We start from the raw sequence: 22,261 nt of genomic DNA, 5'->3' as shown, positions 1-22,261 counted from the left end.
GAGGCGGAGAAGGGAGCGGCCGATGAGCACACGAACCGTGCTGCATGAAGCCGATATCTCGCGGGCATTGACCCGTATCGCACATGAGATCCTCGAATCCAACCGAGGCGCTGAGAACATCGTCCTGCTGGGCATTCCGACCCGCGGCGTCACACTCGCTCGTCGTCTCGCCACGCTGATCAGCGATATCGCGCAGGTCCCCGTGGCGGTGGGCGCCCTCGACGTGACCCTGTTCCGAGACGATCTCGCCAAGCACCCGACGCGTTCCCCGCGTCCGACCGAGATCCCCGCCGGCGGCATCGACGGCAAGGTGGTGGTCCTGGTCGACGATGTGCTGTTCTCCGGACGGAGCATCCGCGCCGCACTCGACGCGATCCAGTCGATCGGTCGGCCCTCTGCGGTGCGGCTGGCGATCCTGGTGGACCGCGGTCACCGCGAGCTGCCGATCCGCCCCGACTTCGTCGGCAAGAACATCCCCTCTGCCCGTACCGAGCGCGTGAACGTCCGGCTCACCGAGGACGACGGCACCGAGGAGGTGACGATCGGCGCATGAGACATCTGCTCGACACCCATACGCTCGACCGCGCCAGTGCGCTCCGCATCCTCGATGTCGCGGAGGACATGGCCGACACGCAGTCCCGCGAGGTCAAGAAGCTCCCGACCCTGCGTGGCAAGACGGTCGTGAACCTCTTCTTCGAGGACTCCACGCGCACCCGCATCTCGTTCGAGGCCGCAGCCAAGCGCCTCTCCGCCGATGTCATCAACTTCGCCGCCAAGGGATCCAGCGTCTCCAAGGGCGAGAGCCTGAAGGACACCGCTCAGACGCTCGAGGCCATCGGCGCGGATGCCGTGGTGGTGCGCCACCCGGCATCCGGTGCTCCCCAGACGCTCGCGACGAGCGGCTGGATCTCGGCCGGCGTCGTCAACGCCGGCGACGGCACGCACGAGCATCCGACCCAGGCGCTGCTCGACGCCTTCACGATCCGCAAGCGGCGCTTCGGCGCCGAGAGCCGCGGCCGCGATCTGGCCGGCGTGCGCGTCGTCATCGTCGGTGACGTGCTGCACTCCAGGGTCGCCAGGTCGAACGTCTGGCTGCTCGCGACGCTCGGCGCCGAGGTGACGCTGGTCGCTCCGCCGACGCTCGTGCCGCAGAACGTGTCGCTCTGGCCGGCACGGGTCGTGTACGACCTGGACGCTGCACTGGCCGAGGGGCCCGACGCGGTCATGATGCTGCGGATCCAGCTGGAACGCATGAACGCCGCGTATTTCCCGACTGAGCGGGAGTATTCGCGCCGATGGGGCCTTGACGCACTGCGAGTGGCGGGTCTTCCGGACGGTAGCATTGTCATGCACCCCGGTCCCATGAACCGCGGCCTGGAGATCTCCTCCGAAGCTGCCGACTCCGCCCGCTCCACGGTGCTGGAACAGGTCGCGAACGGGGTGTCCGTGCGCATGGCGGTGCTGTACCTGCTGCTTGCAGGAGAACGAGACGACGAACGAGGGGGAGACCTGTGAGCGAGACCCTCGTCATCACCGGTGCACAGCTGGTTGGCGCGGAGAGCGCCGACATCATCGTCGAAGGCGGTGTCATCACCGAGATCGGCACCGGGCTCAGCCGCGCGGGCGCTCGTGTGATCGACGCGGACGGACTCGTGGCACTGCCCGGTCTGGTCGACCTGCACACACATCTGCGTGAGCCCGGCTACGAGGCGTCCGAGACGATCCTCACCGGCACCAGGGCTGCCGCTGCCGGTGGCTTCACGGCGGTGTTCGCGATGCCGAACACCTCGCCGGTGGCCGACACTGCCGGTGTCGTCGAGCAGGAGCTCGCGCTCGGCGAAGCGGCCGGCTACGCCACCGTGCAGCCGATCGGCGCCGTCACGGTCGGGCAGAAGGGCGAGCGCCTCGCCGAGCTCGGCGCGATGGCGACCTCGCGCGCCAAGGTCCGCGTGTTCAGCGACGACGGCTTCTGCGTCTTCGACCCGCTGATCATGCGCCGTGCCCTCGAATACGTGAAGTCCTTCGATGGCGTCATCGCGCAGCACGCACAGGACCCCCGCCTCACCGAGGGCGCCCAGATGAACGAGGGCGTCGTCTCCGCCGAGCTCGGCCTGGCAGGCTGGCCCGCCGTCGCGGAGGAGTCGATCATCGCCCGTGACGTGCTGCTCGCCGAGCACGTGGGCTCGCGCCTGCACGTCTGCCACCTCTCGACGGCCGGCTCGGTCGACATCATCCGCTGGGCCAAGAAGCGCGGGATCGCGGTGACCGCCGAGGTCACCCCGCACCACCTGCTGCTGACGGACGACCTGGTGCGCGGCTATGACGCCCGGTTCAAGGTCAACCCGCCGCTGCGTCGAGAAGAGGACGTGCTCGCGGTGCGCGAGGGTCTCGCCGACGGGACGATCGACATCGTTGCGACCGACCACGCCCCGCACCCGAGCGAGAACAAGGCGTGCGAGTGGCAGGCTGCCGCCAACGGCATGGTCGGGCTCGAGAGCGCGCTGCGCGTCGTGCACCAGTCGATGGTGCAGACGGGACTGATCGGCTGGGCGGATGTCGCGCGCGTCATGAGCGCGACGCCGGCGCAGATCGGTCGGCTGTCGGGTCACGGCACGCCGCTCGAGGTGGGCCGGCCGGCGCAGATCACGCTCTACGACGCCTCGGTCGACGGCGTCTTCACCGAGGCCGACCTGCACGGCCGCAGCGTGAACTCGCCCTACCTCGGTCGCGCGCTGCCCGGCCGAGTCGAGTTCACGGTGCACGGCGGTCGGCTCACGGTCGACGGCGGTTCCCTGGTCGAGGGAGTGAACGCATGAGCACTCGCGACATCGCCATCGCGATCACGATCGTGGTCGCCCTCCTCATCCTGCTCACGATGCTGCTGGCCTGGCGACGACGACTCCGACGCGACGCTGGCCTGTCCGCACCGCTCGGTGTGCCGGAGCACGCGGAGGTCCTGCGCCGCGACGAGGTGCTGTACGTCTCGACCACGCGTCACGACCAGCCGCTCGAGCGTCTCGCAGTCTCACCGCTGGCGTACCGCGCCCGCGGCGAGCTCGCGGTGACCGACCGCGGCATCGCGCTGTGCCTCGACGGCACCCCGACCGTGTTCCTCGCCTCGTCGCGCCTGGTCGGCGTCGACAGGGCGACCGTCACCATCGACCGGGTCGTCGAGCCGGGCGGACTGATCCGCATCGCCTGGAACGCCGATGACGAGACCGTCGTCGACTCGTACCTGCGCCTCGCAACCGGCGACCCGAAGAACCTCATCACTGCACTGCAGCACCTCGTCACCGTGCCCGATGACGCCGCTGCCCCCGACACTGGAGCCACACGATGACCTCCCTGCCAGAAACCGCCGTCCTCGTCCTGGAAGACGGCACCCGTCACGTCGGCCGCGCCTACGGAGCGCGCGGCACCACGCTCGGCGAGGTCGTCTTCTCGACCGGCATGTCCGGGTACCAGGAGACGATCACCGACCCGTCCTACGCCGGTCAGATCGTGCTGCAGACCGCACCGCACATCGGCAACACCGGCATGAACGAGGAGGACCCGGAGTCCCGCCGCATCTGGGTCGCCGGCTATATCGTGCGCGACCCCTCGCGGGTGGTGTCCAACTGGCGCGCGACCACCTCGCTCGACGAGACGCTCGTGCAGGACGGCATCGTCGGCATCAGCGGGATCGACACCCGCTCGATCACCCGGCACATCCGCTCCGCCGGTTCCATGCGCGGCGGCATCTTCTCGGGCGCCGATGCGGCCCTGGACGCCGAGGAGCAGGTGCGCATCGTCCGGGAGGCGCCGGAGATGGCCGGCCGCAATCTGTCGGCCGAGGTCTCGGTCGACGTCGCCACCGTGACGACCGCGGTCGGGGACAAGGTCGGAAACCTCGCGGTCCTCGACCTCGGCGTCAAGCAGGCCACGATCGACAACCTCGCCGCTCGCGGGTTCGAGGTGTTCGTCCTGCCGCAGGACGTCACGATCGACGAGATCCGAGCGATCGACCCGGTCGCGGTGTTCTACTCGAACGGTCCCGGTGACCCCGCGGCATCCGATCGTCACGTCGATCTGCTCCGCTCGGTGCTCGACGACGGCCTGCCGTTCTTCGGCATCTGCTTCGGCAACCAGCTGCTCGGCCGCGCGCTGGGCCTCGGCACCTACAAGCTGCCCTTCGGCCACCGCGGCATCAACCAGCCGGTGCTCGACAAGTCCACCGGTCGCGTCGAGATCACGGCGCACAACCACGGCTTCGCGGTCGATGCGCCGCTCGACGGCACCTTCCAGAGCCCGAACGGCTACGGCGAGGTCGAGGTCAGCCACGTCGGACTGAACGACAACGTGGTCGAGGGCCTCCGCGCGCTCGACATCCCCGCATTCTCCGTGCAGTACCACCCAGAGGCCGCAGCCGGCCCGCACGACGCCAACTACCTCTTCGACCGGTTCCGCGATCTGGTCGTCGCCAGCAAGAAGGACTCCAAGTAATGCCAAAGCGTGACGACATCAAGTCCGTCCTCGTCATCGGCTCCGGCCCGATCGTCATCGGTCAGGCCTGCGAGTTCGACTACTCCGGCACCCAGGCATGCCGCGTCCTCCGCGAGGAGGGCGTCCGGGTCATCCTGGTGAACTCCAACCCCGCCACGATCATGACCGACCCGGACTTCGCCGACGCCACCTACGTCGAGCCGATCACGTGGCAGGTCATCGAGTCGATCATCGCGAAGGAGCGTCCTGACGCGATCCTGCCGACGCTCGGCGGCCAGACGGCCCTGAACGCCGCGATCGAGCTGCACAACCACGGCATCCTCGAGAAGTACGACGTCGAGCTGATCGGCGCGAGCTTCGAGGCGATCAACAAGGGCGAGGACCGGCAGATCTTCAAGCAGCTGGTGCTCGACGCCGGCGCAGACGTCGCCGACTCCCGCATCGCCCACACGATGGACGAGGTGCTGGCAGCCGCCGGCGAGCTCGGCTACCCGCTCGTGGTCCGCCCGAGCTTCACGATGGGCGGCCTCGGCTCCGGCTTCGCCTACGACGAGAACGATCTCCGCCGCATCGCCGGCGCCGGGCTGCGCGACTCGCCGACCACCGAGGTGCTCCTGGAGGAGTCCATCCTCGGCTGGAAGGAGTACGAGCTCGAGCTCATGCGCGACACCGCAGACAACACGGTCGTCGTCTGCTCGATCGAGAACGTCGACCCGGTCGGCGTGCACACCGGCGATTCGATCACGGTCGCCCCTGCGCTGACGCTCACCGACCGCGAGTACCAGAAGATGCGCGACATCGGTATCGACATCATCCGCGCAGTCGGCGTCGACACCGGTGGCTGCAACATCCAGTTCGCGGTCGACCCGTCGAACGGTCGCATCATCGTGATCGAGATGAACCCCCGCGTCTCGCGGTCGAGCGCGCTCGCCTCGAAGGCGACGGGCTTCCCGATCGCGAAGCTCGCGGCCAAGCTGGCGCTCGGCTACCGCCTCGACGAGATCCCGAACGACATCACGGGCGTGACGCCGGCGAGCTTCGAGCCGACGCTCGACTACGTCGTGGTCAAGGTGCCGCGGTTCGCGTTCGAGAAGTTCCCGGCAGCGGATGCCACGCTCACCACGACCATGAAGTCGGTCGGCGAGGCCATGGCGATCGGCCGCAACTACGCCACCGCGCTGCAGAAGGCGCTCCGTTCGCTCGAGAAGCGCGGCTCCAGCTTCCACTGGGGTCGTGAGGACCGCTCCGTCGAGGAGCTCCTCGAGATCTCGAAGACCCCGACCGACGGCCGCATCGTCGTGCTGCAGCAGGCGCTGCGCAAGGGCGCGACCATCGAGCAGGCGTTCGACGCGACCGCGATCGACCCGTGGTTCCTCGACCAGATCGTGCTCATCAACGAGGTCGCCGAGATCGTGCGCACCGCGCCGGAGCTCGACGCCGCAACGCTGCGCTACGCCAAAGAGCACGGCTTCTCCGACGCCCAGCTCGCCGAGATCCGCGGCGACGGCGAGGCGGAGATCCGCGGTCTTCGTCAGGGTCTGGGCATCCGCCCGGTCTACAAGACGGTCGACACCTGCGCTGGCGAGTTCCCCGCGCTGACGCCGTACCACTACTCGAGCTACGACTTCGAGTCCGAGGTCACGCCGTCCGAGCGCACCAAGGTCGTCATCATCGGGTCCGGCCCGAACCGCATCGGTCAGGGCGTCGAGTTCGACTACTCCTGCGTGCACGCGTCGTTCGCGCTGTCGGACGCCGGGTTCGAGACCATCATGGTCAACTGCAACCCGGAGACGGTCTCGACCGACTACGACACCTCCGACCGCCTGTACTTCGAGCCGCTCACGCTCGAGGACGTGCTCGAGGTGCTCGACGCCGAGGCCGCCAGCGGCACCATCCTCGGTGTCGTCTGCCAGCTCGGCGGCCAGACGCCGCTCGGCCTCGCGAAGGGCATCCAGGACGCCGGCTACACGGTGCTCGGGACCAGCCCCGAGGCCATCGACCTGGCCGAGGAGCGCGAGCTCTTCAGCGGCATCCTCGACGCAGCCGGACTCCTGGCCCCGCGTCACGGCACCGCGATCGACGTCGACGGCGCCATCCGCATCGCCGAGGACATCGGGTACCCCGTGCTCGTGCGCCCGAGCTTCGTGCTCGGCGGCCGCGGCATGGAGATCGTCTACGACTCCGCGAGCCTGCGCGACTACTTCGTGCGCACCGCGGGTGAGGTCGTCATCGAGCAGGGCAAGCCGCTGCTGGTCGACCGCTTCCTCGACGACGCGATCGAGCTCGACGTGGATGCGCTCTACGACGGCACCGACCTCTACATCGGCGGCGTCATGGAGCACCTCGAAGAGGCCGGCATCCACTCCGGCGACTCGAGCTGCACGCTGCCCCCGATCTCGCTCGGGCGCTCGGACATCGACCGCGTCCGCATCGCGACCCTCGCGATCGCGAAGGGCGTCGGCGTGCGCGGCCTGCTGAACGTGCAGTTCGCGATCAGCGCCGGCGTGCTCTACGTGATCGAGGCGAACCCGCGCGCGAGCCGCACGGTGCCCTTCGTCTCGAAGGCGCTCGGCATCCCGCTCGCGAAGGCCGCCAGCCGCATCATGACCGGCTCCACGGTCGCCGAGCTGAAGGCCGAGGGGATGCTGCCGCAGAACGACGGCTCCCGCGTGCCGCTCGGCGCACCCGTCGCCGTCAAGGAGGCTGTGCTGCCGTTCAAGCGCTTCCGCACGGCAGAGGGCAAGACCGTCGACTCGATCCTCGGACCGGAGATGCGCTCGACCGGTGAGGTCATGGGCATCGACCGCGACTTCCCGACCGCGTTCGCGAAGAGCCAGGCAGCGGCCTACGGCGGCATGCCGACCTCCGGCACGGTGTTCATCTCGGTGGCCGACTCCGACAAGCGCGCGGTGATCCTCCCGGCGCACCGTCTGCAGCAGCTCGGCTTCACGATCGTCGCGACCGAGGGCACCGCCGAGATCCTCTCGCGCAACGGCATCGCGGTCACGGTCGTCGAGAAGTACAGCGAGACGCAGGAGAGCGGTGCGCGCAACATCGTCGACCTGATCAACGACGGCGAGATCGACATCGTCGTGAACACCCCGTCCGGCGGCACCGCCCGTGCCGACGGCTACGAGATCCGCGCCGCGGCGGTCGCCGCCGACAAGGCGCTGTTCACGACCATGGCCGTTCTCGGTGCGGCGGTCAGCGGCATGGATGCAGCGCACGACGGATTCGAGGTCAAGAGCCTGCAGGAGTACGCGCTCGACCGGAAGGCAGCGGTGTGAGCCACAGCTTCGGTGAGCGGGTCAGGGCGGCGCTCGCGTCGTCCGGCCCGCTCTGCGTCGGGATCGATCCGCATGCGGCGCTCCTCGACGCCTGGGGGCTGAGCCAGGATGCCGCGGGCGTTCGTGAGTTCGGACTGCGGACCGTGGATGCCTCGGCCGGTCGGATCGGCATCGTGAAGCCGCAGGTGTCGTTCTTCGAGCGCTTCGGCTCGGCCGGCTTCGCCGCGCTCGAGGATGTGCTCGCAGCTGCGCGTGCGGCCGAGCTGATCGTGATCGCCGACGCCAAGCGCGGCGACATCGGCACGACCATGGACGCGTACGCGGCCGCCTGGCTCACGCCGGGCTCGCCGCTGGAGGCGGATGCCCTCACCGTGAGCCCGTATCTGGGCGTCGGGGCGCTGGACGGAGTCTTCGACCTCGCTCGGGCGAACGGCAAGGGCGCGTTCGTGCTCGCCGCCACGAGCAATCAGGAGGCGGAGCGCCTGCAGCGCTCCAGCGACGACGGCCACACGGTCTCGGCCCGCGTGATCGCCGAGGTCTCGGCACGCAACGCCGCCGTGACGCCTGAAGGCGAATGGGGGAGCATCGGCTTCGTGATCGGTGCGACCGTCGACTGGACGGATGCCGGCATCGCGCCGTTCGCTCCTGCGGCCCCCATCCTGGCGCCCGGCTTCGGAGCGCAGGGTGCCGAACCCGCCGATCTCACGGCTCGCTTCGGTGCGATGTCCGCCCATGTCATCGCCAGCGAGAGCCGCAGCATCCTCAGTGCGGGTCCCGATGAGATCGCCAGCGCGATCGACGCCCGCGTCGCGCACTATCAGGAGGCCGTACGTGGCTGAGACACGAGTCGTTCCCGAGGTCGATCGAGCCGCAGCGGCGCGCAAGGCCGTCGAGCGCAGGCGCGCCCGCGCATCGCTCAAACGCGATCTGACGACCCGCGTCGTCGCGCCGCAGACCGTCCTGCGCCGCGCGATCGCCGACCAGGACTCGGTCGAGGGGTCGATGCGCATCACCGACTTCCTGCTCGCGCTGCCCGCCATCGGTGCGGGCAAGCGCGACCGCGTGCTCGAGGACCTGCACATCTCGCCCGTCAAGCGTCTCGGCGGGCTGGGGGCGCGTCAGCGTGGCGTGCTGGAGGAGTGGCTCGACGGGCGGTTCCCGGTGCTGCGGCCGCGCGGCGCACGCAGCCGGCTCCTCGTGCTCGCCGGTCCGACCGCCGTCGGCAAGGGCACGGTGGCCGCGCACATCCGTGAGCACAACCCTGAGATCCATCTGTCGGTCTCGGCGACGACGCGTCCGCCGCGCCCGGGCGAGATCGACGGCGTGCACTACTACTTCGTCGACGACACCGAGTTCGATCGGCTGATCGAGCAGAATGAACTGCTCGAGTACGCGGTCGTGCACAACCGCTCCCGCTACGGCACCCCGAGGGCGCCGATCGACGCTGCGCTGGATGCCGGAAAGACCGTGCTGCTCGAGATCGATCTGCAGGGCGCACGCCAGGTCCGCGCCGCCGAGCCTGCCGCGACGCTCATCTTCCTGCTGCCGCCGAGCTGGGACGAACTGGTCCAGCGACTGGTCGGACGAGGCACCGAAGAGGCCGAGGAACGGACCAGGAGATTGCGCACCGCCAAGGTCGAACTGGCGGCCCAGAACGAGTTCGATCACCTCATCGTGAACGAGAACGTCGCCGACGCCGCCGCCGAGGTCGTAGAATTGTCTTCAAGCTCTGCACACTGACCCGCTGAGCTGGGTCCCTGCGCCTGTCGAAGGCCACCTGGGTCCCTGAGCTCGTCAGAGGGTCGCGTGCCCGCAGCACCGTCTTCGCGACGATCCCGTCGCCTGATCAGGAGGTCCACCATGGCCGGACACCACAACAAGGGCATCATCGATCCCCCCATCGACAACCTGCTCGACCGGGTCGACTCGAAGTACGAGCTCGTGATCTACGCGTCGAAGCGCGCTCGTCAGATCAACGACTACTACTCCGACCTGCACGAAGGCAACCTCTTCGACAACGTGGGCCCGCTCGTCGACTCCTCGGTCGAGGACAAGCCGCTCACCATCGCACTGCACGAGATCAACGAGGACAAGCTCCGCCTGCGTCACGCAGAGTGATATTCGGGACCGCGCCGCCCGCTCTGTCGGCGGCGCGGTCCAGAATGGGTGTACCAGCCCTGTCCCTGTCTCACCCCGTTCTGGAGCATCGATGAGCGCCCTGCGTCTGTTCACGTCCGAGTCCGTCACCGAAGGGCACCCGGACAAGATCTGCGACCAGATCTCGGACAGCATCCTCGACGGGCTGATCGCGAAGGACCGGGACTCCCGCGTCGCGGTCGAGACCCTCGTCACCACCGGCCTCGTGCACGTCGCCGGTGAGATCCGCACCGAGGCGTACGTCGACATCCCCACGATCGTCCGCCAGGTCGTGAACGGCATCGGCTACACGTCGAGCGACACGGGCTTCGACGGCGACTCGTGCGGCGTCAGCATCTCGGTGGGGGAGCAGTCCACCGACATCGCCCACGGCGTCGACAACGCCCAGGAGCACCGAGACGGATCATCCGTCGATCCCCTCGACGGGCTCGGCGCCGGCGACCAGGGCATCATGTTCGGGTTCGCGACGACCGAGACGCCGCAGCTCATGCCGATGGCCGCCTTCACGGCGCACCGCATCGCCGAGCGCCTCACCGAGGTGCGCCGCAGCGGTGAGCTGCCGTTCCTGCGCCCGGACGGAAAGACCCAGGTCACGCTCGGGTACGACGGCTTCACGCCGAAGACGGTCGACGCCGTCGTGGTCTCGACGCAGCACCACCCGGACATCTCGCAGGACGAGCTCAAGCAGCTCGTCCGAGCGCACGTGATCGATCCGGTGCTGGCGAACACCGGCCTCGACCTCGACGACGTGACCTACTACATCAACCCTGCCGGCCCCTTCGTCACGGGTGGCCCGAAGGGTGACGCCGGTCTCACCGGCCGCAAGATCATCATCGACACCTACGGCGGCGCATCGCGGCACGGCGGTGGCGCCTTCAGCGGCAAGGACCCGTCGAAGGTCGACCGCTCCGGCGCATACGCGACCCGCTGGGTCGCGAAGAACGCCGTCGCCGCAGGGCTCGCCGACCGGCTCGAGGTGCAGGTCGCCTATGCGATCGGCGTCGCACGACCCGTCGGTCTCTATGTCGAGACGTTCGGCACCGGCAAGGTCTCCGACGACGTCATCATCCGCGCGATCAACGACGTCTTCGACCTCCGCCCGCAGGCGATCATCGAGCAGCTCGACCTGCTGCGGCCGATCTACGCCAAGACCGCGGCCTACGGCCACTTCGGTCGCGAGCTGCCCGAGTTCACGTGGGAGCGGACCGACCGCGTCGAAGAGCTGCGCCGCGCTGCCGGGCTCTGAGGGGGCTCCGATTCCCGTGAGCGTCGAAGGTCGGCGCATCGCGCGAGTGCTCCTGGACTCACCGCTGCCCCAGCTGGATCGCCTGTTCGACTACGCGCTGCCCGCTGAACTCGGCGACGTGACGATCGGTGTGCGCGTCAAGGTGCCGCTGCGCACCGCTGGGCGCGTCATCGAGGGCTACGTCGTCGAGATCGACACCGAGGACGACGCGGATCGTCCGCTGTCCGAGGTCGACAGCATCGTGTCGCCGGTGCCCGTCCTCCCGGAGCGTCTGCACCGGCTGGCGCGGCGCGTCGCGGACCGTGCCGCCGGCTCGGCATCCGATGTCCTGCGGCTCGTCATCCCGAAGCGGCAGGTGCGCGTCGAGAAGTCCTGGACCGCCGACACCCCGGCGGTCGTGCCCGACGAGGAGCTGTTGGCCGACGCCGACGACGTGATCGCGCACTATGCCGGTCTCGCGGAGGTGCTGGCCGGTGCTGAGCGCGCTGCGGTCGAGGCGATTCCAGGGTTTCGCGACGGTGTCCCTGCCTGGGCGGCGGTGCTGGCCGCGAGTGCGACGCGGATGCTCGCCGACGGCCGCTCGTCGATCCTCGTCGTCCCCGACCATCGCGATCTCGATCGTCTGCTCGAAGCGCTCGCGCTCCTGACGCCGGCCGATGCCGTGGTGCGCTTCGACTCGCGGCAGACCAACCCCGATCGCTACCGCTCGTTCCTCCGCACCCTCGAAGATGCGCCCTGCATCGTGGTCGGCAACCGCTCGGCGGTCTATGCGCCGGTGACTGCAGGGCTCGTGGCCGTGTGGGACGACGGGGATCCGCTGCTGAGCGAGCCGCTCGCGCCGTACGTGCACGCCCGTGACTCCGCGCTGCTCAGACAGGAGCAGGACGAGTGCGCGCTGCTGTTCGTCGGGCACACCCGCACGACCGACGTCGAGCGCCTCGTCGTGCTCGGCTGGCTGCAGGACGTCCGGGCTGCGCGCCGCGTGCTCCCACGGGTGGTGCTCAGCACCCCGAACGAGATGGAGCAGCCGACGGCGCAGCGGATGCCGTCCTCGGCGTTCCTCGCGGCGCGCAACGCGACCGCCGATGGCCCGGTGCTCGTGCAGGTGTCCCGTCCAGGATTCTCGCCGTCGCTGGTGTGCGCTGAATGCCGGGCTCCTGCCCGCTGCGCGCACTGCGGCGGTCCGCTCGGCGCGCGCCATCGAGGCGCTGTCCCGGTCTGCGGGTGGTGCGGGCGCGCAGCGAGGGCATGGGCGTGCCCTGCGTGCTCGTCGACCAAGCTGCGTCTCGCCTCCTCCGGCAGCGAGCGCACCGCAGACGAGCTCGGACGCGCATTCCCTGGCGTGCGTGTCATCGTGGCTGACAGCGGGCACCCGGTCGAACGCGTCGGCGCCAAGCCCGCCCTCGTGGTGGCCACGCGCGGCGCTGAACCGGTGGCAGAGGGCGGCTATCGCGCGATCGTGCTGCTCGACGGTCCGCGGATGCTGCAGGCCCCCGATCTGCGGATCGGCGAGTCGTGCCTCCGATGGTGGTCGAATGCCGCTGCCCTGGCGGCTCCGAACGCGCCGATCCATCTCGTCGGCGTCGACGGTGAGACCGCTCGTGCCCTCGCGACCTGGAACCAGGCCGGCTACGCACGTTCCGAGCTCGAGAGCAGGGCGCCGCTGCACATGCCGCCGACCGCGCGAGTCGCCGTGGTCGAGGGAACGGCGGCGTCGGTGTCGCGCGCACTCATCGCGCTCGGCGAGCTCGCCCTGCCGTCCGACGCGGTCCTCGGTCCTGTACCGGTCGAATCCGACGACATCCCGCCGCGCGTGCGCGCTCTCGTGCGCTTCGACTACGGCGCCGGATCGCGGGTCGCAACCACCCTGCGCGCCTCGGTCGTCGCCGAAGCGGTCGCGAGCCGCCGCGGTCGCGGCCGCAATCCTCGCAGCACTCTCGCGGTGCGCCTCGATATCCTCGATCCTGAACTCTGATCCGGAGAACCTTTCATGCGCCTCGTCTTCGCCGGCACACCCGATGCTGCCGTCCCCACCCTGCACCGCCTCGCGTCCGACCACGACGTCGCTGCGGTCATCACCCGACCCGATGCGCCGCTCGGCCGAAAGCGCGTGCTGACGCCCTCGCCGGTGGCGCGCGCCGCCGATGAGCTCGGCATCCCGGTGTTCAAGGCTGCTCGTCTCGACGACGAGGTCACGCAGCGCATCGCAGCGCTCCGCGTCGAGCTCGGCGTCATCGTCGCCTACGGCGGTCTGGTGCGCGAGCCGCTGCTGTCGACGCCGACGGCAGGCTGGATCAACCTGCATTTCTCTCTCCTTCCGGAGTGGCGTGGCGCCGCTCCAGTGCAGCGGGCGCTGATCGCAGGCGATGCGCGTCTCGGCGCCAGCGTGTTCCAGCTCGTCCCTGCACTCGACGCCGGTGACGTCTTCGCGAGCCGTGCATTCGACCTCCCGGAGGGTGCGACCGCTGATGTCGCACTGCGAACCCTCGCCGAGGCCGGTGCCGAGCTCACCGCCGAGGTGGTGTCAGGCATCGCCGACGGCACCGCCATCGCCGAGCCGCAGCAGGGGGAGCCCAGCTACGCGGCGAAGCTCACGCTCGAGGACGGCGTGCTCGACTGGTCGCAGCCGCTCGAGGCGGTGTTCGCGCGGTTCCGCGGCGTGACCCCGGAACCGGGAGCCCACACCACGATCGACGGTCAGCGACTCAAGATCCTCGAGGCGGTGCCAGCGCTCGACGCCGAGCCGCTGCCGTCGGGGCACATCACCGGCACGAAGTCCGCAGTGCTCATCGGCACGGCGACCTCGCCGCTCGCCGTCACCCGCGTGCAGCCGGCCGGCAAGGGCGCCATGCACGCGGCGGATTGGTGGCGCGGTCAGCGCGCCGCAGAAGGGCTGCGTGCCGGATCATGAGCGACGGACAGCAGAGACGACAGCAGCGGGGTCAGCATGCCGCCGGACGATCCGGCGACCGTGACAGCCGCGGACGCGCGCGGCAGTCGCAGGGCGGGCCGCGCGGTCCGGTGCGCACCGTGCAGCCGGCACGACGCGTCGCCTTCGACGTGCTGCGGGCCGTGTCGGAGGTCGACGCCTACGCGAACCTCGCGCTGCCGGGCGCGATCGCCGAGGCCGGCCTGAACCCGCAGGACGCCGCGCTGGCCACGGAGCTGACCTACGGCACGCTGCGCCGCCGCGGTACCTACGACGCGATCATCGCCGCAGCGGCCGACCGCGACGTCGAGACCATCGACCCGATCGTGCTCGACGCGCTGCGGCTCGCGGTGCACCAGCTGCTCGCGACGCGCGTGGCCTCGCATGCCGCGGTCAACGAATCGGTGAACCTGGTCGCGACCGCGGTGGGACGCGGAGCATCGAGCTTCACGAACGCGGTGCTGCGGCGCATCTCCCGCGACACGCCAGGACAGTGGGAGGAGCGCATCGAGCAGGACGCGCGTTCCGATGACGAACGGCTCGCGCTGCGCACAGCGCACCCGGTCTGGGTGATCAGGGCGCTGCGTCGCGCCCTCGCCTCCGAGGGACGAGCCGACGAGTTGGACGACCTGCTGGACGCCGACAACGCCTCGCCCGAGGTCACGCTCGTCGCGCTTCCGGGACTCGCCGAACCGGGTGAACCGCACCGCCCCTACGCCGAGACGGCGTTCGCCTCGCCCGGCGGCGATCCGCATCACATCGTGGCCGCGTCCGGCGGCACGGTCCGCGTGCAGGATGAGGGATCCCAGCTCGTCGCGCTCGCCCTCGCCGCGGCAGCACCCATTCGCGCGGGGGAGCGGTGGATGGACCTGTGTGCGGGTCCCGGCGGCAAGACCGCCCTGCTCGCGGCGATCGCCCGTCGGCACGATGCCGTGGTCGAGGCCAACGAGGTCGTCGCGGCTCGCGCCGGGCTGGTGCGCAACGCACTTCGCGCCGTTCCCGGCGAGGTCGTCGTGCATCAGGGTGACGGCCGTGCACTCGGCACGAGTCGGCCAGCCGCATTCGACCGCATCCTGGTCGACGCGCCGTGCACGGGACTCGGCGCGCTGCGTCGGCGCCCGGAGGCGCGGTGGCGGAAGACTCCGGCCGACGTCGCCGAGCTCGTGCCGCTGCAGGTCGAGCTGTTGAACTCGGCGCTCGACGCGCTGGCACCCGGTGGCATCGTGGCGTACGTCACATGCTCGCCGCACCTGGCCGAGACCACCGGTGTGGTGCAGGACGTGCTGCGCGGACGCAGCGACATCACCGAGCTCGACGCCAGAGCGGTCGTGTCCGGGCTGAGCAGGTCGCCGATCGATCTCGCCGACGACGGCCGCACCGAGACCGGCTCCGTTCAGCTCTGGCCGCACCGGCACGGCACCGACGCCATGTTCCTCGCGCTGCTCCAGCGCGCACCGAAGGGAAGCTGACCTCATGGATCTGCCCAGCGCACCGCGCATCAATCCGAGCATCCTCGCCGCCGATTTCGTGAACATGCAGGCGGATCTCGCCCGCATCGCGACCGCCGATTTCGCGCACGTCGATGTGATGGACAACCACTTCGTGCCGAACCTGACCTTCGGGCCGCAGATGGTCGAGCGCATCCAGGCGACGAGCCCGATCCCGCTCGATGTGCACCTGATGATCACCGACCCGGATCGCTGGGCGCCCCAGTACGCCGAGATCGGTGCCGCGAGCGTCACCTTCCACCTGGAGGCGGCAGCGGACCCGATCTCGCTCGCCCGTCGGATCCGCGACATCGGCGCCCGTGCGGGTGTCGCGATCAAGCCAGGCACGCCGGCGGACGGCCTGTACTCGGTACTCGACGAATTCGACCAGATCCTCGTGATGACGGTGGAGCCCGGCTTCGGCGGCCAGGGCTTCATGCCCGAGACCATGCCGAAGCTGCGCACGCTCGCAGACGAGGCGAAGCGGCGGGGCTCGACGGTCTGGCTGCAGGTCGACGGCGGCATCTCGGACAGCACGATCGAGATGGCGGCCGCTGCAGGAGCCGACACCTTCGTCGCCGGGTCCGCGGTGTACGGCGCGGATGACATCGAGGCGGCCGTCACCCGGCTCAAGGACCGTGCGCGAGCCGCTAGCCTTGAATCGTGAAGACTTTCGACGAGCTGTTCGCTGAACTCACCCTCAAGGCGCAGACCCGCCCCGAGGGTTCCGGGACGGTCGCGGAGCTCGACGGCGGCATCCACACGATCGGCAAGAAGATCGTGGAAGAGGCCGCCGAGGTCTGGATGGCGTCCGAGTACGAGACCGACGAGGCCGCTGCCGAGGAGATCTCGCAGTTGCTCTACCACCTGCAGGTGATGATGATCGCGAAGGGTCTCAGCCTGCAGGATGTCTACCGACATCTGTGATGCGCTCCGTTCCCACTCCTTCGAACTGAAAGCAATTCATGCTGCGCATCGCTGTTCCCAACAAGGGCTCGCTCTCCGAGACCGCTGCCGAGATGCTCGCGGAGGCCGGATACGCCGGTCGTCGTGATCCCAAGACCCTGCACGTGATCGACGCCGACAACGACGTCGAGTTCTTCTTCCTCCGTCCGAAGGACATCGCGACCTACGTCGGCTCCGGCGCGATCGACGTCGGCATCACCGGTCGCGACCTCCTGCTCGACGCACGGATGCCGGGCGCGCGCGAGATCGAGGCGCTCGGCTTCGCCGGCTCCACGTTCCGTTTCGCCGCGCCGTCCGGCCGGTACACGGACGTGTCCCAGCTCGATGGGCTGCGCATCGCGACGTCCTACCCCGGACTGGTCGACGCGTTCCTCGACGAGCGCGGCATCGCTGTCGACCTGGTGCCGCTCGACGGCGCCGTCGAATCCGCGGTCCGGCTCGGCGTGGCGGATGCCGTCGCCGATGTCGTCGAGACCGGCACCACGCTTCGTCAGGCGGGCCTCGACGTGTTCGGCCCGGTCATCCTCGAGTCCGAGGCCGTGCTGATCGCCGGTCCCGTCGACGCCGAGGGCTCGGAGACGCTGCTGCGCCGACTGCGCGGTGTGATGGTCGCCCGCCGGTTCGTGATGATCGACTACGACCTGCCGGTGGCGCTGCTCGACGATGCGGTGAAGATCGCGGGTGGCGTCGAATCGCCGACGGTCTCGCCGCTGCGCGACCCGGAGTGGGTCGCGGTTCGCGTCATGGTCGCCCGCTCCAGGGTCAATCCCGTGATGGACGCGCTGTACGCGCTCGGCGCACGGGCCATCCTGGTCACCGCCATCCACAACGCGAGGCTCTGATGACGCTCGCCAGCCGAGTCATCCCGTGCCTCGACGTCGCGGCAGGACGCGTCGTTAAGGGCGTGAACTTCGAGAACCTCCGCGACATGGGCGACCCGGTCGAACTCGCACGGCACTATGCCGCGCAGGGCGCCGACGAGATCACGTTCCTCGACGTCACCGCGACCGTCGATGAGCGCGCCACCACCTACGACGTCGTGCAGCGCACGGCCGAGCAGGTCTTCGTGCCGCTGACCGTCGGCGGGGGAGTGCGCAGCGTCGACGACGTGGCGCGTCTGCTCGCGGTCGGTGCGGACAAGGTGGGCGTGAACTCGGCGGCGATCGCCCGGCCCGCATTGGTGGGCGAGATCGCCGACCGCTTCGGCGCGCAGGTGCTGGTGCTGTCGCTCGATGTGAAGCGCGCGGACACCACGCCTTCCGGCTTCGTCGTCACCACGCACGGCGGACGCACGCAGACCACGCTCGATGCGCTCGAGTGGGCTCGTGAGGCCGCCGAACGCGGCGCAGGTGAGCTGCTCGTGAACTCGATCGACGCCGACGGCACCCGCGACGGCTTCGACCTCGAGCTCGTCCGCCTCATGCGCGAGGTCGCGACCGTGCCGGTGATCGCCTCAGGTGGCGCTGGCGCCGTCGAGCACTTCGCCCCGGCCATCAAGGCGGGAGCGGATGCCGTGCTCGCCGCGAGCGTGTTCCACACCGGAGCGCTCACCGTGGGAGATGTGAAGGAAGCGCTGCGCGCTGAGGGAGTGATCGTCCGATGAGTGACCTCGAGACCCGTATCGCACAGGTCGCCTGGAACGCCGACGGTCTCGCCCCGGTCATCGTGCAGCAGTGGGACTCGAGCGAGGTCCTGATGCTCGCCTGGGTCGACGCCGAGGCACTCCGCCGCACCCTGTCGTCCGGTCGCGCCACCTACTGGTCGCGGTCCCGCCAGGAATACTGGCGCAAGGGCGACACGTCGGGCAACATCCAGGTCGTGCACGAGGCGCGGCTGGACTGCGACGGCGACGCGATCCTGTTGAAGGTGGATCAGACCGGCCCCGCCTGTCACACCGGCACGCGGACCTGCTTCGACACGACCGACCTCGAAGCCGCTCAGGGGAGCGACGCATCGTGAACCTCGCGCGGCGTGGCCGCTCCCTCTCGGTCATGGGATTCCTGCTCGCCGGGGCCATCGGCATCATCTCCTCGACCCAGACCTGGGTCACCGTCGAACGAGCGGATGCCGGTGAGGCCATCCTGGTTCCCGGCGCCTCCGCGCTGGTGCTGCTGGCGCCGCTCAGCCTCGCCGTGCTCGCCCTCGGTGCCGCCCTCGCGATCTCCGGGCGGGTGTTCCGACTGATCTTCGGCGTGCTCGCCGGCGCGTGTGCCGTGTTCCTCGGCTGGAGCACGCTGCAGCTGCTGATCGCGGTGCCCGAGTCGGCGATCGCCCCCACCGTCACCGAGGTCACCGGCCTTGCAGGCACCGCAGCACTCGCGGATGTCGTGCAGTCCGTGACACCCACGGCCTGGCCAGTGATCGCACTCGTCGGCTGGGTGATCCTGCTCGCGGCCTCGCTGCTCGTGCTGACCACCTGGCGCCGGTGGAAGGCCGGAGGTCGCCGCTACCGCACGACGACCGAGGCTCCCGTCGAGCACGACGGCCCCGTCGACGCCGTCGATTCCTGGGACGACCTGTCCCGTGGAACCGACCCCACACGCTGACCCCGATAGACTGACAACCGATCCAGCACGCCGTCCCCGGAGGAGAACATGACCAACCCGATCGCCGACCCCGGCCACGGACACTCGCCGGCAGCATGGACCGCCGTGATCATCATGCTGTTCGGATTCCTGCTCGGCACGCTGGCGTTCTGCTTCGCCGAGTTCAGCCCGATCTGGGTGGCGCTCATCTGGGTGGGAGCGGCGATCGTTCCGATCGGCGCGCTCGTCGGCGTGATCCTCGCCAAGGCCGGTTACGGTGTGAGAGGCCCCAAGTACGCCCCGAAGGCGCACTAATGGTGCTCGCCGACCTGACGGCCGGCGCTGTCGCCGACGCAGAGCGTCGTTCGCTCACGAAGCCCCTTGCCGTCGTCGAGCGGGAGGCGCTGGCGCGTCCGGCCGCCAAAGACGCCCGCGCGGCGCTCGCACCTGCCGACCGGGTCAAGATCATCGCCGAGGTCAAGCGCGCGAGCCCCTCACGCGGCGCGCTCGCGTCGATCCCGGACCCCGCCCTGCAGGCCTCGCTGTACGAGACCGGGGGAGCATCCGCGATCAGCGTGCTCACCGAGGAGCGTCGCTTCGGCGGCAGCCTCGCCGACCTCGAAGCCGTCACGGCCAGGGTCACGGTGCCGGTACTGCGCAAGGACTTCATCGCCACGCGCTACCAGGTGCTCGAGGCTCGTGCTGCAGGTGCAGACCTCGTGCTGCTCATCGTCGCCGGCCTCGACCGCGCGGTGCTGCACGAACTCTTCGCGTTCATCACCGAGCTGGGGATGACCCCCCTCGTCGAGACGCACTCGGCCGAGGAGCTCGAGGTCGCGATCGACCTGGGCGCCCCGCTGATCGGCGTCAACGCCCGCGACCTGACCACGCTCGAGCTCGACCGCGACCTGTTCGGACGCCTGTCCGACCGCATCCCCGCGACCGCGGTGAAGATCGCCGAGTCTGCGGTGCTCACCCCGGACGACGTCGCCCACTACCGCTCGGCCGGTGCCGATGTGGTGCTGATCGGCGAGGCGCTCGTCACCGGCGACCCGGTCGCCACACTCGCACGTTTCCTGGAGGTCTGATGCATCGCACTGAGCGAGACGGAGTGAGCCTGCGCGACCAGCACGGTCCGTACTTCGGTGAATTCGGCGGCCGGTTCATGCCGGAATCGCTGATCGCCGCGATCGATGAGCTGTCGGAGGCGTACGCCTCGGCGATGGCCGATCCCGAGTTCACGGCCGAGCTGGCGTCGCTGCTCAGCTCGTACGCCGGTCGCCCCTCGGCGATCACCGAGGTGGCCCGGTTCGCCGAACACGCAGGTGGCGCGCGGGTGTTCCTCAAGCGCGAGGACCTGAACCACACCGGCTCGCACAAGATCAACAACGTGCTCGGTCAGGCGCTGCTCACGAAGCGCCTCGGCAAGACTCGCGTGATCGCCGAGACCGGCGCCGGACAGCACGGTGTCGCGACCGCGACCGCCGCTGCGCTCTTCGGCCTGGACTGCACGATCTACATGGGCGAGGTCGACACCGAGCGCCAGGCGCTCAACGTGGCCCGGATGCGGCTGCTCGGCGCAGAGGTCGTCGCGGTGACGTCGGGCTCGCGCACCCTGAAGGACGCGATCAACGACGCGTACCGCGACTGGGTGGCCTCGGTCGAGACCACCAACTACATCTTCGGCACCGCTGCCGGCCCCCATCCGTTCCCCGCCATGGTCCGCGACTTCCAGAAGATCATCGGCGAGGAGGCGCGCGAGCAGCTGCTGGCCGAGGTCGGTCGTCTGCCGGACGTCGTCGTGGCCTGCGTCGGCGGCGGATCGAACGCGATCGGCATGTTCGACGCCTTCCTCGACGATGAGGGCGTGAAGCTCTACGGCGTCGAGGCGGCGGGCGACGGTGTCGACACGCCTCGCCATGCCGCCTCGATCGAGCGCGGACGCCCAGGCGTGCTGCACGGCGCTCGCACCTACGTGCTGCAGGATGGCGACGGCCAGACCGTCGAGTCGCACTCGATCTCTGCGGGACTCGACTATCCAGGTGTCGGCCCTGAGCACTCCTGGCTCTCCGACATCGGCCGCGCGGAGTACATCCCGGCGACCGACGACGAGGCGATGCAGGCGCTGCGTCTGCTCAGCCGCACCGAGGGCATCATCCCGGCGATCGAGTCGGCGCACGCCCTCGCCGGCGCGCTGCGGATCGGTCGCGAGCTCGGACCGGACGCCGTGATCGCCGTGTGCCTCTCCGGACGCGGTGACAAGGACATGGACACCGCTGCACGGTACTTCGAGCTGTATGACAAAGCCGCGCTCGAGCACGATGTGACCGAGGAGAGCGCCGAGCAGGACGCCGCTTCGAAGGGGGAGCCTGAGCTATGAGTCGCGTGGAACAGGCGATCGCCGCCGCTCACGATGCCGGTCGCAGCGCATTCGTCGGCTACCTCCCCGTCGGCTTCCCCGATCTGCAGACGAGCATTGACGCCGCGATCGCGCTCGCGCAGAACGGCGTCGACATCATCGAGCTCGGCCCGCCCTACAGCGACCCGGTGATGGACGGTGCGGTCATCCAGGAGGCGACCACCCTCGCACTGGCCGCGGGGTTCAAGACCGCCGATCTGTTCACCGCCCTGCGGGCGATCACCGCGGCGACGGATGTCCCCGTCCTCGTGATGACCTACTGGAACCCGGTGCTGCAGTACGGCGTCGACCGCTACGCCGACGACCTGCTCGCCGCAGGCGGTGCGGGTCTCATCACCCCGGACATCACGCCGGAGGTCGCGGGGGACTGGATCGCCGCGAGCGAGCGCACCGGTCTCGACCGCGTGTTCCTCGCCGCGCCCACGTCATCCGATGAGCGCCTCGAGCTCGTGGTGAAGTCGTCGACGGGCTTCGTCTACACCGTCTCGACCATGGGCATCACTGGGGAGCGCACCGAGCTCGACCGCGCCGCCAGGACCCTCGTCGAGCGCCTCAGGGCGCACGGCGCCGTGCGCGCCTGCGTCGGCATCGGCATCTCCACCGCCGAGCAGATCGCCGGCGTCTCGGAGTACGCAGACGGCGCGATCGTCGGCACCGCACTCGTCCGGGCGCTCCGTGACGGCGGCATCCCCGCCCTCGCCGAAGTCACCCGCTCCCTGGCCTCCGGCACGTCGTCGGCGCGCTCCATTCCCTCGAACTAGAA

23 protein-coding genes are annotated in these 22,261 nt (G+C 69.7%); all 23 read left to right on the top strand.

Annotation, left to right across the window (positions count from 1 at the left end; all coding sequences use genetic code 11):
* Positions 1-22: 22 nt before the first annotated feature.
* The 23 genes from pyrR to trpA all read left to right on the top strand — a co-directional run bounded on the left by pyrR (position 23) and on the right by trpA (position 22,259).
* A complete protein-coding gene (gene pyrR / locus V7Z82_RS03755) occupies positions 23-553 on the top strand; it encodes a bifunctional pyr operon transcriptional regulator/uracil phosphoribosyltransferase PyrR (RefSeq protein ID WP_045280257.1) in 531 nt (176 codons plus the stop codon).
* Positions 550-1,515, top strand: a complete 966-nt coding sequence (locus V7Z82_RS03750; RefSeq protein ID WP_334148106.1) for an aspartate carbamoyltransferase catalytic subunit — start codon at positions 550-552, stop codon at positions 1,513-1,515. Before pyrR ends, V7Z82_RS03750 begins: the two co-directional genes overlap by 4 nt.
* Entirely contained in the window at positions 1,512-2,816 is a 1,305-nt protein-coding gene (locus V7Z82_RS03745; RefSeq protein ID WP_334148104.1) for a dihydroorotase, read from the top strand. Before V7Z82_RS03750 ends, V7Z82_RS03745 begins: the two co-directional genes overlap by 4 nt.
* Positions 2,813-3,340, top strand: coding sequence for a PH-like domain-containing protein (locus V7Z82_RS03740; protein WP_334148100.1), 528 nt, complete (start codon positions 2,813-2,815; stop codon positions 3,338-3,340). The genes V7Z82_RS03745 and V7Z82_RS03740 overlap by 4 nt, the downstream gene beginning before the upstream one ends.
* Positions 3,337-4,482, top strand: a complete 1,146-nt coding sequence (gene carA, locus V7Z82_RS03735; protein WP_334148098.1) for a glutamine-hydrolyzing carbamoyl-phosphate synthase small subunit — start codon at positions 3,337-3,339, stop codon at positions 4,480-4,482. The genes V7Z82_RS03740 and carA overlap by 4 nt, the downstream gene beginning before the upstream one ends.
* Positions 4,482-7,769: a carbamoyl-phosphate synthase large subunit gene (gene carB / locus V7Z82_RS03730; protein ID WP_334148096.1), complete on the top strand. Its 3,288-nt coding sequence runs from the start codon at positions 4,482-4,484 to the stop codon at positions 7,767-7,769. Before carA ends, carB begins: the two co-directional genes overlap by 1 nt.
* On the top strand, positions 7,766-8,608 hold the full coding sequence (gene pyrF / locus V7Z82_RS03725; protein WP_334148094.1) for an orotidine-5'-phosphate decarboxylase: 843 nt from the start codon (positions 7,766-7,768) through the stop codon (positions 8,606-8,608). Before carB ends, pyrF begins: the two co-directional genes overlap by 4 nt.
* Positions 8,601-9,509, top strand: coding sequence for a guanylate kinase (gene gmk / locus V7Z82_RS03720; RefSeq protein ID WP_334148092.1), 909 nt, complete (start codon positions 8,601-8,603; stop codon positions 9,507-9,509). Before pyrF ends, gmk begins: the two co-directional genes overlap by 8 nt.
* A gap of 120 nt (positions 9,510-9,629) precedes the next feature.
* Entirely contained in the window at positions 9,630-9,887 is a 258-nt protein-coding gene (rpoZ, locus tag V7Z82_RS03715; RefSeq protein ID WP_045280265.1) for a DNA-directed RNA polymerase subunit omega, read from the top strand.
* A 91-nt stretch (positions 9,888-9,978) separates the two neighbouring features.
* Positions 9,979-11,172 carry a methionine adenosyltransferase gene (metK, locus tag V7Z82_RS03710; protein ID WP_334148088.1) on the top strand — a complete coding sequence of 398 codons (1,194 nt, stop codon included), beginning with the start codon at positions 9,979-9,981 and terminating at the stop codon, positions 11,170-11,172.
* 16 nt (positions 11,173-11,188) lie between these two features.
* A complete protein-coding gene (locus V7Z82_RS03705) occupies positions 11,189-13,147 on the top strand; it encodes a primosomal protein N' (RefSeq protein WP_334148086.1) in 1,959 nt (652 codons plus the stop codon).
* A gap of 15 nt (positions 13,148-13,162) precedes the next feature.
* Positions 13,163-14,083, top strand: coding sequence for a methionyl-tRNA formyltransferase (gene fmt, locus V7Z82_RS03700; RefSeq protein WP_334148084.1), 921 nt, complete (start codon positions 13,163-13,165; stop codon positions 14,081-14,083).
* Positions 14,080-15,570 (top strand): RsmB/NOP family class I SAM-dependent RNA methyltransferase, encoded by a 1,491-nt coding sequence (locus V7Z82_RS03695; protein WP_334148082.1) that lies wholly within the window; start codon positions 14,080-14,082, stop codon positions 15,568-15,570. Before fmt ends, V7Z82_RS03695 begins: the two co-directional genes overlap by 4 nt.
* 4 nt (positions 15,571-15,574) lie before the next feature.
* Complete coding sequence (rpe, locus tag V7Z82_RS03690; RefSeq protein WP_334148080.1) at positions 15,575-16,255, top strand: ribulose-phosphate 3-epimerase; 681 nt, start codon at positions 15,575-15,577, stop codon at positions 16,253-16,255.
* Positions 16,252-16,515 carry a phosphoribosyl-ATP diphosphatase gene (locus tag V7Z82_RS03685; protein ID WP_045280269.1) on the top strand — a complete coding sequence of 88 codons (264 nt, stop codon included), beginning with the start codon at positions 16,252-16,254 and terminating at the stop codon, positions 16,513-16,515. The genes rpe and V7Z82_RS03685 overlap by 4 nt, the downstream gene beginning before the upstream one ends.
* Before the next feature lie 38 nt (positions 16,516-16,553).
* Positions 16,554-17,396: an ATP phosphoribosyltransferase gene (gene hisG / locus V7Z82_RS03680; protein WP_334148078.1), complete on the top strand. Its 843-nt coding sequence runs from the start codon at positions 16,554-16,556 to the stop codon at positions 17,394-17,396.
* Positions 17,396-18,157: an imidazole glycerol phosphate synthase subunit HisF gene (hisF, locus tag V7Z82_RS03675; RefSeq protein ID WP_334148076.1), complete on the top strand. Its 762-nt coding sequence runs from the start codon at positions 17,396-17,398 to the stop codon at positions 18,155-18,157. Before hisG ends, hisF begins: the two co-directional genes overlap by 1 nt.
* Entirely contained in the window at positions 18,154-18,513 is a 360-nt protein-coding gene (gene hisI / locus V7Z82_RS03670) for a phosphoribosyl-AMP cyclohydrolase (protein ID WP_334148073.1), read from the top strand. The genes hisF and hisI overlap by 4 nt, the downstream gene beginning before the upstream one ends.
* The gene (locus V7Z82_RS03665) at positions 18,510-19,100 is read left to right on the top strand and encodes a Trp biosynthesis-associated membrane protein (RefSeq protein WP_334148071.1); all 591 of its coding nucleotides are present in this window, start codon (positions 18,510-18,512) and stop codon (positions 19,098-19,100) included. Before hisI ends, V7Z82_RS03665 begins: the two co-directional genes overlap by 4 nt.
* Positions 19,101-19,148: 48 nt before the next feature.
* Positions 19,149-19,394 (top strand): DUF6704 family protein, encoded by a 246-nt coding sequence (locus V7Z82_RS03660; protein ID WP_334148069.1) that lies wholly within the window; start codon positions 19,149-19,151, stop codon positions 19,392-19,394.
* Positions 19,395-19,396: 2 nt separating this feature from the next.
* Complete coding sequence (gene trpC / locus V7Z82_RS03655; protein WP_334148340.1) at positions 19,397-20,167, top strand: indole-3-glycerol phosphate synthase TrpC; 771 nt, start codon at positions 19,397-19,399, stop codon at positions 20,165-20,167.
* Positions 20,168-20,190: 23 nt separating this feature from the next.
* Complete coding sequence (gene trpB, locus V7Z82_RS03650; RefSeq protein WP_442927581.1) at positions 20,191-21,459, top strand: tryptophan synthase subunit beta; 1,269 nt, start codon at positions 20,191-20,193, stop codon at positions 21,457-21,459.
* The gene (gene trpA / locus V7Z82_RS03645) at positions 21,456-22,259 is read left to right on the top strand and encodes a tryptophan synthase subunit alpha (RefSeq protein ID WP_334148064.1); all 804 of its coding nucleotides are present in this window, start codon (positions 21,456-21,458) and stop codon (positions 22,257-22,259) included. Before trpB ends, trpA begins: the two co-directional genes overlap by 4 nt.
* The last annotated feature ends 2 nt before the right edge of the window (positions 22,260-22,261 follow it).

It is taken from the genome of Microbacterium sp., assembly GCF_036823965.1.
Lineage (GTDB): Bacteria > Actinomycetota > Actinomycetes > Actinomycetales > Microbacteriaceae > Microbacterium.
The sequence above is the reverse complement of the archived record's forward strand: the minus strand, read 5'-3'. Positions and strand labels throughout refer to the sequence as shown.